This is a genomic window from Saccharopolyspora tripterygii, from assembly GCF_054778355.1.
Map to the genome: position 1 here is coordinate 146,178 of NZ_BAAGZP010000018.1, position 14,671 is coordinate 160,848.

Annotated in this window: 7 protein-coding genes; 4 read left to right on the top strand and 3 right to left on the bottom strand. The window is 70.8% G+C overall.

Going from position 1 to position 14,671, the window contains the following annotated elements; translation table 11 throughout:
- Positions 1 to 10 precede the first annotated feature (10 nt).
- Both ACYVF3_RS14570 and ACYVF3_RS14575 read left to right on the top strand, forming a co-directional pair.
- A complete protein-coding gene (locus tag ACYVF3_RS14570; protein ID WP_461154750.1) occupies positions 11 to 2,377 on the top strand; it encodes a LuxR C-terminal-related transcriptional regulator in 2,367 nt (788 codons plus the stop codon).
- Between the two features lie 129 nt (positions 2,378 to 2,506).
- Complete coding sequence (locus tag ACYVF3_RS14575) at positions 2,507 to 3,361, top strand: transglycosylase SLT domain-containing protein (RefSeq protein WP_461154751.1); 855 nt, start codon at positions 2,507 to 2,509, stop codon at positions 3,359 to 3,361.
- 175 nt (positions 3,362 to 3,536) lie between these two features.
- On the opposite strand, the gene ACYVF3_RS14580 is transcribed toward ACYVF3_RS14575, so the two are convergent.
- Positions 3,537 to 4,229 (bottom strand): FadR/GntR family transcriptional regulator, encoded by a 693-nt coding sequence (locus tag ACYVF3_RS14580; RefSeq protein WP_461154752.1) that lies wholly within the window; start codon positions 4,227 to 4,229, stop codon positions 3,537 to 3,539.
- 169 nt (positions 4,230 to 4,398) lie between these two features.
- Between ACYVF3_RS14580 and ACYVF3_RS14585 the strand changes: the two genes are divergently transcribed.
- Both ACYVF3_RS14585 and ACYVF3_RS14590 read left to right on the top strand, forming a co-directional pair.
- Positions 4,399 to 5,787 (top strand): GntT/GntP/DsdX family permease, encoded by a 1,389-nt coding sequence (locus ACYVF3_RS14585; protein WP_461154753.1) that lies wholly within the window; start codon positions 4,399 to 4,401, stop codon positions 5,785 to 5,787.
- A 193-nt stretch (positions 5,788 to 5,980) separates the two neighbouring features.
- Positions 5,981 to 8,275 (top strand): HelD family protein, encoded by a 2,295-nt coding sequence (locus ACYVF3_RS14590; protein ID WP_461154754.1) that lies wholly within the window; start codon positions 5,981 to 5,983, stop codon positions 8,273 to 8,275.
- Positions 8,276 to 8,474: 199 nt separating this feature from the next.
- Here ACYVF3_RS14590 and ACYVF3_RS14595 read toward each other — a convergent pair whose 3' ends face one another.
- Both ACYVF3_RS14595 and gltB read right to left on the bottom strand, forming a co-directional pair.
- Positions 8,475 to 9,977 (bottom strand): glutamate synthase subunit beta, encoded by a 1,503-nt coding sequence (locus ACYVF3_RS14595; protein WP_461154755.1) that lies wholly within the window; start codon positions 9,975 to 9,977, stop codon positions 8,475 to 8,477.
- Positions 9,970 to 14,520, bottom strand: a complete 4,551-nt coding sequence (gene gltB / locus ACYVF3_RS14600; RefSeq protein ID WP_461154756.1) for a glutamate synthase large subunit — start codon at positions 14,518 to 14,520, stop codon at positions 9,970 to 9,972. Before gltB ends, ACYVF3_RS14595 begins: the two co-directional genes overlap by 8 nt.
- Between the last annotated feature and the right edge of the window lie 151 nt (positions 14,521 to 14,671).

Sequence of the window (14,671 nt, forward strand, 5' to 3'; positions counted from 1 at the left end):
GCTCGCATGCGTGGTCTCCACTGCCAAGGCCCGCGTGCGCGAATCGGCGGGCAACCTCCCGGCCGACGTGACGAGCTTCGTCGGCCGGCGTCGTGAGATCACCCTCACCAAGCGGCTGTTCTCCGAGTCGCGGGTGGTCACGCTCACCGGGCCCGGCGGAGTGGGCAAGACCCGGCTGGCCGTGCGCGTGGCCGCCAACATGCGCCGCTCGTTCCGCGACAAGGCCTGGTTCGTGGAGCTGGAGAACCTCGACGACGGCGCGCTGGTGCTCGACGCCGTCATCGAGCAGCTCGGCCTCGGCGGCCCGTCGGCCGCCGCGAGCCTGGAGACGATCGTCGACCAGCTCAAGAACCGGGAGATGCTGTTGGTCCTGGACAACTGCGAGCACGTGATCGAGGACGTCGCGCTGCTGGTCGACGCGATCATGCGCTGGTGCCCCGGTGTCCGCGTGCTGGCCACCAGCAGGCAGTCGCTGGGCGTGGCCGGCGAATCGACCGTCGTCGTGCCGCCGATGCAGGTGCCCGACCTCGACCACCTGCCGCCTGCCGAGGCCTACGAGCAGTTCGCCTCGGTCCGGCTGTTCGTCGACCGCGCCAAGGCCGCCGTCCCGGAGTTCGAGGTCACCGCCGACAACGCGCCGGCGCTGATGCGGCTGTGCCACCACCTCGACGGGAACCCGCTGGCGATAGAGCTGGCGGCGGTGCGGCTGCGGTCGCTGTCGCTGCAGCAGCTGGAGGAGCGCCTCGCCGAGCGCTACGACCTGCTCACCGAGGGCCGCCGCGGTGCTCCGGCCCGCCAGCAGACGCTGCGGGCGCTGATCGACTGGAGCTACGAGCTGCTCGACGAGCGCGACCGGCGGGCGTGGGCGCGGATGTCGGTGTTCTCCGGCAGCTTCGACCTCGCCGCCGCCGAGCACGTCGCGGGCGACGGCAAGGGCGTCGACATCCTCACCGCGGTGCACTCGCTGGTCGACAAGTCGGTGCTGATGCGCGAGGAGGACGGCGGCGAGGTCCGCTACCGGCTGACCCACACGCTGCGCGAGTACGGCATGGACAAGCTCGCCGCCTACGGCGAGGTCGAGCTGGTGCGCGACCGGCACTGCGTTTTCTTCGCGGAGCTCAGCGCGCGATTCGCCGCCGAGTGGATCGGCCCCGACCAGCCCGCGTGGGTGCAGCGGATGCGGCACGAGCAGGACAACCTGCGGATCGCCCTGCGGCACGCCGCCGAGGGCACCGACACCGGGGGCACGGCGCTGCGGCTGGTCACCGACCTCTGGCAGTACTGGGGAATCCGCGGCCTGAACACCGAGGCCCGCCACTGGCTGGACGAGGTCCTCGAAGGAACCCCGCGCGACCTGCCAGAACGCGCCAAAGCTCTGCGGGTCAGCGCGTGGTTCGCGCTGTTGCAGGGCGACCTGGAGAAGGTGCAGCCCGCGCTGGAGCGCGCGACCGTCCTCGCCACCCAGCGCGGCGACGAGATCGAGCGGGCCTACCTGACGCTGCTGCACGGGCTGATCGCGTTCTTCCAGAACGACCAGCCGCGCGGCGCCGAGCTGGCCGGTGGCGCGCTGGAGCAGTTCCGCGAGCACGAGGAGCTGGCCGGTGAGCTCTGGTCGCTGCACGCGCTCGGCCTGATCAACGGGGTGGGCGGCGATCCCGACGCGGGACTGCGGCTGCTCGCCGAGTGCATCCAGCTGTCCACCGAGCACGGCGAGCTGTACTGGCGCTCCTACGCGCAGTGGGCGATCGCGCAGGTGCAGATGCTGCGCGACCGCGCCGACCGGGCGGAGAACTCGGTCAAGGAAGCGCTGCGCCTGCAGCGCAAGCTCGACAACCGGCTGGGCAGCGCGTTCAGCCTCGACACGCTCGCCTGGATCGCGCACCGGCAGCAGCGTTTCGAGCGCGCCGCCCGGCTGCTGGGCACCTCCTCGGCGCTGTGGGACGCGGTGCGCTCGGCGCCCGGGTTCTGGGCCCGGTTCGCCGGTGATCACGACCAGCACCTGATGCAGATCCGCACGGCGCTGGGGCCGGAGTCCTTCGACGAGCAGTACGAGCGCGGCCGGGAGATGTCGCTGACGCACGCGGTGGACTACGCGCTGGAGATCAAGCAGAGCGGCAGGCGCTCGTCCTCCGGTTCGGAGTCCGAGGACAACGTGCACCCGATGCCGCTGACCCGCCGGGAGCGGCAGATCGCCGATCTGGTCAGCCAGGGGCGGACCAACAAGGACATCGCCGAGAACCTGGTGATCGCCCAGCGGACCGTCGAAGGCCACGTGCAGAACATCCTGACCAAGCTCGACTTCACCTCCCGCGCGCAGATCGCGGGGTGGGTCGCGGGTCAGCGAACGGGTGACGGAGCCGACAGCGAGGCCCTGTAACGTTCTTGCCTACTATCACATTGGGTAGTTAAAAACGTTCTTCGAACCGCCCGAACGGCGCAATCTAGGTAGTCGACCCCGTAGAAACCACCATGCAGGGTGACTCTCCGTTCCGGAGTCTGGTTCCTCGTGACCCCCGACGATACGAAGAACTCCGACCAGATCAACCCCGACACCCCGCAGGGCTCTACCGGCCGGCACCGTTGGGAGAGGACGGTGCCGTTCGGCAGCCGACTCCGCGCGACCTTCCTCGGTGAGCCCGGCGACCGCTCGCACCGCGTCGCCCCCAAGATGCGCTCGCTGCAGGTGGGAACCGCCGTCGCGGCGTTCGGCGTGCTCGGCGTGTTCACCGCCGGAGCCGGCGGCGAGGACGTCGCCACGCAGAGCGCGCCGGTCCACCAGGCCGCCGAGGTCGCCCCGCTGGCCGCAGCCCCCGCGGCGCAGCACCCCGCGCCTGCCCCCGCTCCGATCGTCCAGCCCCAGGTTGCGCCCGCCCCCGTCGCGCAGCCCGCCCCCGTCGCGCAGCCCGCTCCGGTCGCCGAGCCCGCGCCGGTCGACCTGCCCGCCCCGCTCGCCGAGTCCGTCCCGGCTCCCGCAGCGGCTCCGGCGCCGGAGGTCAAGCCCAAGGACCAGGTCGACGCCTGGATCCAGGAAGCGATCAAGGTTCTGGAGCGCCACGGCGTCTCCCGCGACCAGATCGACTCCGAGGCCATCCGGACGATCATCATGAAGGAATCCAACGGCAACCCGAGCGCCACGAACAACTGGGACTCCAACGCCGCGGCCGGCACCCCGTCGATCGGTCTGATGCAGACCATCGAGCCGACCTTCGAGTCCTTCGCCGTTCCGGGCCACCAGGACATCTACAACCCCGTCGACAACATCGTCGCCGCCACCCGCTACTCGATCGACCGCTACGGTTCCGTCGCCGACGTTCCGGGTGTCTCGGGTCTGCGCTCCGGCGGCAGCTACCAGGGCTACTGATCCTGGGCTGCTGATCCCGACTCGGCGAATCCCCCGCGACCGCTCCCCCGAGGCCGCGGGGGATTCCTGCGTCCGGCGGCTCCCCCGCACCAGGTCCCAGTTTTAGTCATAACTGAGCCGACATTTCGGACATGATCATGGCTCGGTTTGGACTAAAACTGGGACCTGGTGCCGCTCAGGGATCCAGGCCCTCCAGCGTGCCTTCGAGGGCTTCGGCGACGAGTTCGCGCATGGCCCACTCGGCGCGCACCTTGTCGCCCGCGCGGATGCACTCGGCGATCTCGCAGTGCAGGCGGACCGCGACCGCGCGCGGGTGGATCGGCATCAGGCCGTGCCCGGCGCGCCAGCGCAGCAGCTCCTCGACGACCTCGTGCAGCTGGGCGAACAGCTCGTTGCCGGACGCGCTGAGGATCAACCGGTGGAACTCGACGTCGGCGTCCATGAACGCGTCGAGATCGCCCGCGCGGGAGGTGGCCACCATCCGCTCGGCGAGCGTGACCAGCCGGGCGGCGTGCTCGTCGGCCGCGCGGTCGGCGGCGGCCGCGGCGGCGACCGGCTCGACGGCGGTGCGCAGTTCCGCGAGGCTCTTGAGCTCGGCCGAGCGGTCGGCGGCCAGCCTCCAGCGGATCAGCATCGGGTCGAAGCTGTTCCACTCGTCGCGCGGGCGCACCACGATGCCGACCCGCTTGCGGCCCACCACCAGCCGGATGGAACCGAGCGTGCGGACGACTTCGCGGGCGACGCTGCGGGAGATCCCGAACCGCTCCTCCAGCTGCTCGATGCGCAGCACGCTGCCGGGCGCGTGGGTGCCGGCGGCGATCTCCCGCCCGAGCACTTCCAGCACCTTGCCGTGCAGCCCGCCGCTCATCCGACACGCTCCTTCACCGGTGAAAAACGCGTTCGACCAGTGCCCGAGAGTAGGCGGCGACCCCGGGTGACGGGCGTAACAGTCATACTTAATCGGTAAGGAAGAGCTAAAAGTCATACTTATTGCTTAGGCTGTGGCGCGCACCAGCTGCTCAACGAGGAGCCACCCCATGCTTTCCAGCCTTCCCGCCCCGCTCGTCCAGGCAGCGGCCTGGACGGCGCACGACACCCGCCTGCTGAGCGCCGCGGTCGCCGGCATCGCGGTGATCGTGCTGCTGATCAGCTGGGCGAAGCTTCACCCCTTCCTCTCCCTCGCCCTCGGCGCGACCACCCTCGGCGTGGTCGCGGGGATGCCCTTCGCCGACCTCGTGGACACCTTCACCGAGGGCCTGGGCAAGACCGTCGGCGACGTCGGTCTGCTCGTCGCGCTGGGCGCGATGCTCGGCAAGCTGCTCACCGACACCGGCGGTGCCGACCGGGTGGTCGAGACGGTGATGCGCCGGACCACGAGCAAGACGTTGCCCTGGGCGATGGTGTTCATCGCCGCGCTGCTGGGTCTGCCGATGTTCTTCGAGGTCGGCGTCGTGCTCCTGGTGCCGGTGGTGGTCATGGTCGCCGCCCGCACCGAGCAGCCGATGCTCCGGATCGGCATCCCGGCGCTGGCCGGCCTGTCGATCCTGCACGGGCTCGTCCCGCCGCACCCCGGACCGCTGGCGGCCGTCGACGCGCTGCACGTCGATCTCGGGATCACGCTGGCCCTGGGCATCGTGGTGGCCATCCCGACCGCGATCGTGGCCGGCCCGCTGTTCGGCTCCTACATCTCGCAGCGCGTCGACCTGCCGCCCGCCACTCAGCTCCTGGGCAAGACCCCGGAGAAGGAGGAGCACCCGCACCGGCCGAGCTTCGTCGCCGCCGTGGCGATGCTGCTGCTGCCGGTCGTGCTGATGCTGTGCAAGTCGGTCGCCGACCTGACGCTTCCCGAGGACTCGCTCGGGTACACGATCCTGGACACCATCGGCACGCCGGTCGTGGCGATGATGCTGACGGTCCTGATCGCGATCGTGGTGCTGGGCCGCGGCGCCCGGTTCTCCCGCAACCAGCTCTCCGACGTCGTCGGCGGCTCGCTGCCCGCCATCGCCGGGATCATCCTGATCGTCGGCGCCGGTGGCGGTTTCAAGGAGACGCTGGTGGATTCCGGCGTGAACAACACGATCACCGGACTGGCGACCGGCGCCAGCCTCTCGCCGCTCGTGCTGGGCTGGCTGATCGCCGTCGGCATCCGCGTCGCGACGGGTTCGGCGACGGTGGCCACGATCTCGGCCGCCGGCATGGTCGCCCCGATGGTCGTGGGCCTGCCGCCCGCGCAGGGCGCCCTGGTCGCGCTGGCCATCGGCTCCGGCTCGCTGTTCCTCTCGCACGTCAACGACGCCGGGTTCTGGCTGGTCAAGGAGTACTTCGGGATGACCGTCGGGCAGACCCTCAAGACCTGGTCGGCGATGGAGACCCTCCTGTCGGTGGTCTCCTTCGTCGTGATCCTCGGAATCTCCGCAGTCGTCTGACGACTGCCACCCAGGTGAACCCCCTGCGGCCCCGTCCCCCGGGCCCAGGGGGTTCACCGCTTTCCGGCCCCTGCGCGCCGATCGGCAAGCACCAGCGCTCGACTGGACGCCCGGGTCTCGGAGGCGCGGTATATTGGCAGGTCGGGCCCTGGGGGTCCGGTTGTCTTGTCCGCGCCTGGTTTGAGGTGGCGAATTGTCCGACGCCCGAGTTGATCGGGAAACCGTCCGTGCCGAGGAGATCGCGGCCGAGCAGCGCTACCTGAACGTGCTGTACGGCAAGCTCGACGACCTGAGAGCGGAGACCACCCAGCGGCTCAAGGACACGCTGCGCGACAGCGGCGGCCCGCCGCAGGCCCGCACCGAGCGCGACATCTCCACCCGGATGTACACCGACAAGCTGACCCAGCTCAGCGCGGTGGAACACGGGATGTGCTTCGGACGCCTGGATCTCGACGGCGGCGAGACCTTCCACGTCGGCAGGCTCGGCCTGTTCGACGAGGACAACGAGTACGAGCCGCTGCTGCTGGACTGGCGCGCACCGGCGGCGCGCCCGTTCTACCTGGCCACCGCTGCCGCTCGCGACGACGTGCAGCGGCGCAGGCACCTCAAGACCAGCTGGCGCAAGGTCCTCGACTACGAGGACGAGATCCTCGACCTCGACTCGGCCGAGCAGGGCAGCGATCTCGGCTTGGCGGGAGAGGCGACTCTGCTGTCGCGGCTCGACGCGCGGCGCACCGGTCAGATGCAGGACATCGTCTCCACGATCCAGGCCGAGCAGGACCGCATCATCCGCGCGGGCATGAACGGCGTGCTGGTCGTGCAGGGCGGACCCGGCACCGGCAAGACCGCCGTCGCGCTGCACCGCGCGGCCTACCTGCTCTACACGTTCCGCGAGCAGCTCTCCAAGCGCGGTGTGCTGGTGGTGGGGCCGAACCCGACGTTCCTGCGCTACATCGGCCAGGTGCTGCCGTCTCTGGGCGAGACCGGCGTCCTGCTGTCCACTGTGGGCAGTCTCTACCCCGGGATCGTCGCCACCGGAACCGAATCCGCGCGCACCGCTGAGATCAAGGGCCGGCACAGCATGACCGACGTGCTCTCCGCCGCGGTCCGGGACCGGCAGCAGGTGCCGCGCGACGCCGTCGAGGTCACCTTCGACCGCGAGCCGCTGCACCTGCGCCGCAAGGACGCGACCGCCGCGCGCACCCGCGCCCGCCGGACTCGCCGCCCGCACAACCTGGCCCGCAGGGTCTTCCAGGACGAGATGTTCCGCGCTCTGACCCTTCAGGTCGCCGACCGGCTCGGCCGGGAACTGCTGGACCGGCGCGATCTGGACGAGATCAACACCGAGCTGCGGGCCGAGCCCGCCGTGACCACCGCGCTCGACGAGCTGTGGCCGGAGATGAGCCCGCAGGTGCTGCTCGAGGAGCTGCTCAGCTCGCCGGACCGGCTGGCCACGGCCACCGCGAAGTCCCTCGACGACGACGAGCGCGACGCCCTGCTGCGCCCGGCGGGCACGCCGTGGACCCCGGCCGACGTGCCGCTGCTGGACGAGCTGGCCGAGCTGCTCGGCGAGGACGACGCGCAGCAGCGCGCCGATCGCGAGCGCCAGGAGCGCGAAGAACTCGCCTACGCGCAAGGCGTTCTGCACATCATGGAGCAGGACGAGGAGATCGCCGACGAGGAGCGGCTCCGGGTCTCCGACGTGCTGGACGCTGAGCTGCTGGCCGAGCGCTTCCGCACGAGCAGCGACCTGACCGCCGCCGAGCGCGCCGCCGAGGACCGGACCTGGACCTTCGGGCACGTCATCGTCGACGAGGCCCAGGAGCTCTCGGAGATGGCGTGGCGAGTGCTGATGCGCCGCTGCCCGAGCCGGTCGATGACGCTGGTCGGCGACGTGGCGCAGACGGGCGCGCCAGCCGGTGCGAGGTCGTGGGACGAGGTGCTCAGCCCCTACGTGCAGGACCGCTGGAAGCAGGCCGAGTTGACGGTCAACTACCGCACTCCGGCGGAGATCATGGACGTGGCCGCCGAGGTACTGTCCGACATGGACACCGACCTGGAACCGCCGCAGTCGGTCCGCACAACCGGGAATCTTCCTTGGGCGCAGCAGGTCCCGCGCGAGGACCTGATCGCCGAGCTCCCCGAGGTGGTGTCGGAGGAGCTGGCGGAGGTCGCCGACGGGAGGCTGGCGGTGCTGCTGCCGCCGGACCTGCTCGCCGAGATCGGGCCCGGGCTCGCGGAGGCGTTGCCGGAGGCGGTCGTGGGCACCCGGCCCGACGACCTGGAGGCCCCGGTGGTGCTGCTGACCGTGGACGAGGCCAAGGGCCTGGAGTTCGACGCGGTCCTGCTGGTCGAACCCCAGGTGGTGGCCGAATCCTCCGCCCGGGGCCTCAACGACCTCTACGTCGCCCTGACCCGCGCCACCCAGCGCCTGGGCATCGTGCACTCCGGCGAACTGCCGCCCAGCCTGGCCCGTTCCTTCGAGTGAGCCTCGGCGCAGCACCGGCGCCGCGTACTGCCAGCCCAGCTCCACCTTCACCCGCTGCGCGGAGTGGTGCATCAGGATCCCGCGCTCGTCGATCCGCATCGTCAGCGACCGCAGCAGGTTCTTGACGAGCTTTGACCAGCCCGACGACGAAACCCCGGCAATCGCACGAGGATTGCCGGGGTTCCGCGGGACGGTCGCCTCAGACCGCCAGCGGGAGCGCCGTGGGGTGGACCGGGGACGGGAGCTCGGAGGTGCCCATCAGGTGGCTGTCGACCGCGTGCGCGACCGAGCGGCCCTCGGCGATGGCCCAGACGACCAGCGACGCGCCGCGGTGGGCGTCACCGCAGACGAACACGTCCGGGGCGGTGGTCTCCCAGTTCGAGCCCGACCCGATCGTGCCCCGCTTGGTGAGCTCGATGCCCAGGCCGTCCAGCAGCGGCATGCGCTCGACGCCCTCGAAGCCGATGGCCAGCAGCGCGAGATCGCAGGGCAGCTCCTCGACCTCGTCGGAGACCGGAACCACCTGGCGGCGGCCGTTCTCGTCGCGGCGGACCTCGACGTGGCGCAACCGCACCGCGCGAACGTTGCCGTCCTCGTCGCCCGCGAAGGATTCGATGGCCACGGCGAACATCCGCTCGCCGGCCTCCTCGTGCGCCGGGTAGGTGCGCAGGATGTACGGCCAGGTCGGCCACGGCGATCGCTCGTCGTCGCGCTCGGTGGGCGGCTGCGGGTAGTTGTCCAGCTGCGTCACCGACAGCGCGCCCTGGCGGGTCGCGGTCCCGTAGCAGTCGGCGCCGGTGTCACCGCCGCCGAGGATGATGACGTGCTTGCCCTCGGCGGAGATCGGCGACGGGCCGTCGCCCTCGACCTCCTTGTTGGCCGGGACCAGGTGCTCCATCGCCAGGTGCACACCGCCCAGCTCGCGGCCAGGGACGGTGGTGTCGTCACGCCCGCGCAGCGCGCCGACCGCGAGCACCACGGCGTCGTAGCCGGCGCGCAGGTCCTCGACGGTCAGGTCAGCGCCGACCTCGCACCCGGTGATGAACCTCGTGCCCTCGTCGCGCATCTGCGCGAGACGCCGGTCCAGGACGGACTTCTCCATCTTGAACTCGGGGATCCCGTAGCGCAGCAGCCCGCCGATGCGGTCGTCGCGCTCGTAGACGGTCACCTCGTGGCCCGCTCGGGTCAGCTGCTGCGCGGCGGCCAGGCCGGCCGGGCCGGAGCCGACCACGGCGACCCGCTTGCCGGTGTGCTCCTCGGAGAACTGCGGTCCGACGTTGCCGTTCTCCCAGCTGACCTCGGCGATGGTCTCCTCGACCCGCTTGATCGCCACCGCCCCACCGGCCTCCGGCGAGATCGCCAGCACGCAACCGGCTTCGCACGGCGCCGGGCACAACTTCCCGGTGAACTCCGGGAAGTTGTTGGTCGCGTGCAAGCGCTCGCCGGCCATCTCCCACTGGCCTCGGCGGACCATGTTGTTCCACTCCGGGATGAGGTTCCCCAGCGGGCAGCCCGCCGAACCCGAGTGGCAGAAGGGGATTCCGCAGTCCATGCACCGCGCCGCCTGCGTGGCGACCTGCTCGTTGCGGTCCTCGGTGGACAGCGCGGCGTAGACCTCGCGCCAGTCGCCCAGCCGCTCGTCGGTGGGCCGCTTGGGGGCGTTGGTCCGCGCGTGCTTCAGAAAGCCCTTGGGGTCAGCCACGGGAAGCCTCCATGATCGCCTCGTTCACGTCCCTGCCCTCGACCTTGGCCATCCGCATGGCGTCCAGTACCCGCTGGAAGTCGCGCGGCATCACCTTGGTGAAGGCCGCCGACCTGCGCCGCCAGTCACCCAGCAGCGAGGCGGCCACGGCCGACCCCGTCAGCTCGTGGTGCCGGTGCACGACCTCGTGCAGCCACTTGAGCTCCTTGGCGCTGAGCGGTTTGAGGTCCACCATCGCGGTGTTCACCCGCACCGGATCCAGGTCCAGCACGTAGGCGATGCCGCCGGACATGCCGGCCCCGACGTTGCGGCCGGTGCCGCCGAGCACGATCGCCCGGCCGCCGGTCATGTACTCGAAGGCGTGGTCGCCCGCGCCTTCGCAGACCAGCTGCGCACCGGAGTTGCGGACGCCGAAGCGCTCGCCCACCTGGCCGCGCAGGTAGATCTCACCGCCGGTCGCGCCGTAGCCGATGACGTTGCCCGCGATGACCTGGTCCTCGGCGCGGAACGCCGACCGCGGGTCGGGGCGGACGACGATCCGCCCGCCGGAGAGGCCCTTGCCGACGTAGTCGTTGGCGTCGCCGACCATGTCCAGCGTGACGCCGGACGGCAGGAACGCGCCCAGCGACTGCCCGGCCGATCCCTCCAGCTCGACGTGGATCGTGTCGTCCGGCAGGCCGTCACCGCCGAAGCGGCGCGAGACCTCCGCGCCCAGCAGCGTTCCGACGGTCCGGTTGACGTTGCGCACCGGCAGCCGCAGCCGCACCGGATGGGCGTCCTCCAACGCCGCCTCGGCGAGCTGGATCAGCGTGCGGTCCAGCGCCCGGTCGAGACCGTGGTCCTGCTCGCGGACCCGGCGGCGCACCGGCGAGTACGGGGTCCGCGGTTCGGCGAACACCGGTTCCAGGTCCAGGCCCCGGGACTTCCAGTGCTGCACGGCCTCGTCGCGACGCAGCGCCGAGACCTGACCGATGGCCTCGTCCAGCGTCCGGAAACCCAACTGCGCCAGGTGTTCCCGAACCTCCTGGGCGATGAACTCGAAGAAGTTCACCACGTGCTCGACCTGGCCGGTGAAACGCTTGCGCAGGTCCGGGTTCTGGGTCGCGACGCCGACCGGGCAGGTGTCGAGGTGGCAGACCCGCATCATGATGCAGCCCTCCACCACCAGCGGAGCCGTGGCGAAGCCGTACTCCTCGGCGCCCAGCAGCGCGGCGACCACCACGTCGCGACCGGTCTTGAAACCACCGTCGCACTGCACCGTGATCCGGTCGCGCAGGCCGTTGAGCACCAGCGTCTGCTGCGTCTCGGCCAGCCCCACCTCCCACGGCGTGCCCGCGTGCTTGAGCGAGGTCAGCGGCGCCGCACCGGTGCCGCCGTCGTGACCGGAGATGAGCACGACGTCGGCGTGCGCCTTCGACACGCCCGCCGCGACCGTGCCGACGCCGACCTCGCTGACCAGCTTGACGTGCACGCGGGCCTGCTCGTTGGCGTTCTTGAGGTCGTGGATCAGCTGCGCCAGGTCCTCGATCGAGTAGATGTCGTGGTGCGGAGGCGGCGAGATCAGCCCGACGCCCGGCGTGGAGTGCCGGGTCTTGGCGATCCACGGGTACACCTTGTGCGCGGGCAGCTGACCGCCTTCGCCGGGCTTGGCGCCCTGGGCCATCTTGATCTGGATGTCGCTGGCGTTGACCAGGTACTCGCTGGTCACGCCGAAGCGGCCGGAGGCGACCTGCTTGACCGCCGAGCGCCGCTCGGGATCGTGGAGCCGGTCGACGTCCTCGCCGCCCTCGCCGGAGTTGGACTTGCCGCCGATGCGGTTCATCGCGATCGCCAGGACCTCGTGGGCCTCCGCGGAGATCGCGCCGTAGCTCATCGCACCGGTGGAGAACCGCCGCATGATCGCCGAAGCCGGTTCGACCTCGTCGACGTCGATCGGCTCGCGGCCGCTGTCGAACCCGAACAGCCCGCGCAGCGTCCCGCCCTCGGCGGCGAGCCGGTCGCATTCCGCGGTGTACTCGCGGAACTTGTCGTACTGGCCGGTCTTCGTGGAGTGCTGCAGCAGGAACACGGTTTCCGGGGTGAACAGGTGGAGTTCGCCCTCGCGGCGGTAGGAGTAGTCGCCGCCGATCTCCAGCTTCCGGTGCACGCGCTCGGTCGGGTTGTCCGGGTAGGCGCTGCGGTGCCGCTGCGCGACCTCCTCGGCCAGCTCGTCCAGACCGACGCCGCCGAGCTTGGAGGTCGTGCCCAGGAAGTAGGACTCCACGACGTCCTTCGACAGGCCGACGGCCTCGAAGACCTGCGCGGCGGTATAGGCGCCGACGGTGGAGATGCCCATCTTGGACATCACCTTCAGCACGCCCTTGACCAAGGCCTGCACGTAGTTCCGGATGGCGATCTTGGGGCGCACGCCGGAGATCTGGCCGGTCGAGATCATGTCCTCGATGGCCTCGAAGGCGAGGTACGGGTTGACCGCCGCCGCGCCGTAGCCCAGCAGCGCGGCCACGTGGTGCACCTCGCGGGCGTCGCCCGACTCCACGACCAGCGCGACGCGCAGCCGCTCCTTGGTCTGGATCAGGTACTGGTGCACGGCCGACACCAGCAGCAGCGACGGGATCGGCGCGAGCCGGTGATCGGAGTCGCGGTCGGAGAGCACCAGCACCCGCGCACCACCGGCGATGGCATCGGAAGCCTCGGCCCGAACCCGCTCGATGGCCTCGGCGAGCGCCTGCCCACCACCGTCCACTTCGTACAGACCGGAGATCACCGACGTGGCGAACCCGGGCAGGTCGCCGTCGTCGTTGATGTGGATGAGCTTGGCCAGCTCGTCGTTGTCGATCACCGGGTTGGGCAGCACGACGTGCCTGCACGACGCCGCCGACGGAGTCAGCACGTTCTGCTCCGGCCCCATGATCCGCGCCACCGAGGTGACGATCTCCTCGCGGATCGCGTCCAGCGGCGGGTTCGTGACCTGCGCGAACTGCTGCACGAAGTAGTCGTAGAGCATCCGCGAGCGCTGCGACAGCGGAGCAGGCGGGGTGTCCGCGCCCATCGACCCCAGCGGCTCGGCGCCGCCGGTGGCCATCGGGGCGAGCAGCAGGCTCAGCTCCTCCTCGGTGTAGCCGAAGGACAGCTCGCGGCGCACCACCGACTCGTGCGTGCTGACCACGTGCTCGCGGTCGGCGAGCTCGTCGAGGTTGAGCAGGCCGGCGTGCAACCACTCGTCGTAGGCGTGCTCGGAGGCCAGCTCGGTCTTGAACTCCTCGTCGTCGACGATGCGGCCCTGCTCGGTGTCGATCAGGAACATCCGGCCCGGCTGCAAACGACCCTTGGCCACCACGTCGGAGGGTTCCACGCCCAGGACGCCGGATTCGCTGGCCAGCACCACGCGGTCGTCGGAGGTCCGCCACCAGCGGGCCGGGCGCAGGCCGTTGCGGTCCAGCACCGCGCCGACCAGCGCGCCATCGGTGAAGGTGACGCAGGCCGGGCCGTCCCACGGCTCCATCAGGCTGGCGTGGAACTGGTAGAACGCCTTGCGCTTGGGGTCCATCTCGGCGTGGTTCTCCCACGCCTCCGGGATCATCATCAGCACCGCGTGCGGCAGCGACCGCCCGCCCAGGTGCAGCAGCTCCAGGACCTCGTCGAAGGACGCCGAGTCGGAGGCGTCGTCGGCGCAGATCGGGTACAGCCGCGACAGCTCACCCGGGATCAGGTCGGAGTCCAGCAGCGCTTCGCGCGCCCGCATCCGGTTGCGGTTGCCGCGAATCGTGTTGATCTCGCCGTTGTGCGCCACGTAGCGGAACGGGTGCGCCAGCGGCCACGACGGGAAGGTGTTGGTGGAGAACCGGCTGTGCACCAGTGCGATGGCGCTGGCCAGCCGCTCGTCGGTGAGGTCCGGGAAGAACGCGGGCAGCTGCCCGGTGGTGAGCATGCCCTTGTAGACGAACGTGCGGCCCGACAGCGACGGGAAGTACAGCTCCAGGTCCTGCCGCGCCGCTTCCCGCTCGGCGCGCTTGCGCAGGCAGAAGGCCAGCCGGTCGAGCGCCAGGCCCGACTCGCCGCCCTTGCCGGCGACCATCAGGATCGCGAAGTGCGGCATGCACTCGCGCGCCGTGGTGCCCACGTCCGCGCCATCCGGCGTGGTGGGCACGTCCCGCCACCCCAGGACCTCCAGGTCCTCCTCCGCCGCGATCCGCTCGACCAGGGCCACCACGCGCTCGCGCTGCCCGGCGTCGGCGGGCAGGAACGCCATCCCGGCGGCGTAGCGGCTCGCACCGTCGACCGCCGGCTCGGGCAGGGCGACGTCCGCCGTGGCGCGCAGCAGCTCGTCGGGCAGCTGCAGCAGGATGCCCGCGCCGTCACCGCTGGTGGGCTCGGCGCCCGCGGCACCGCGGTGCTCCAGGTTCGCCAGGGCGGTCAGCGCATCCGCCACGATGCCGTGCGAACGCCGACCGCGAACGTCGGCGACCATCGCCACACCGCAGGAGTCCTGCTCGGCTGCCGGGTCGTACAAACCCGTTGCCGCTGGGATCGCAGAGAAGACCACTGCGCAGCCCTCCTCGTCATGCTCGTGCGTGAAAGTCGACGGTCGGCCTCGACCTGACTTCTTCGACTTCTGGGCACGGGACGGCTTTGGCCCGCAGCTGAAAGATCCGGTTCTGCCGTGAAGATGAGGTCGGGCGCTCTCGCCCGTTCGC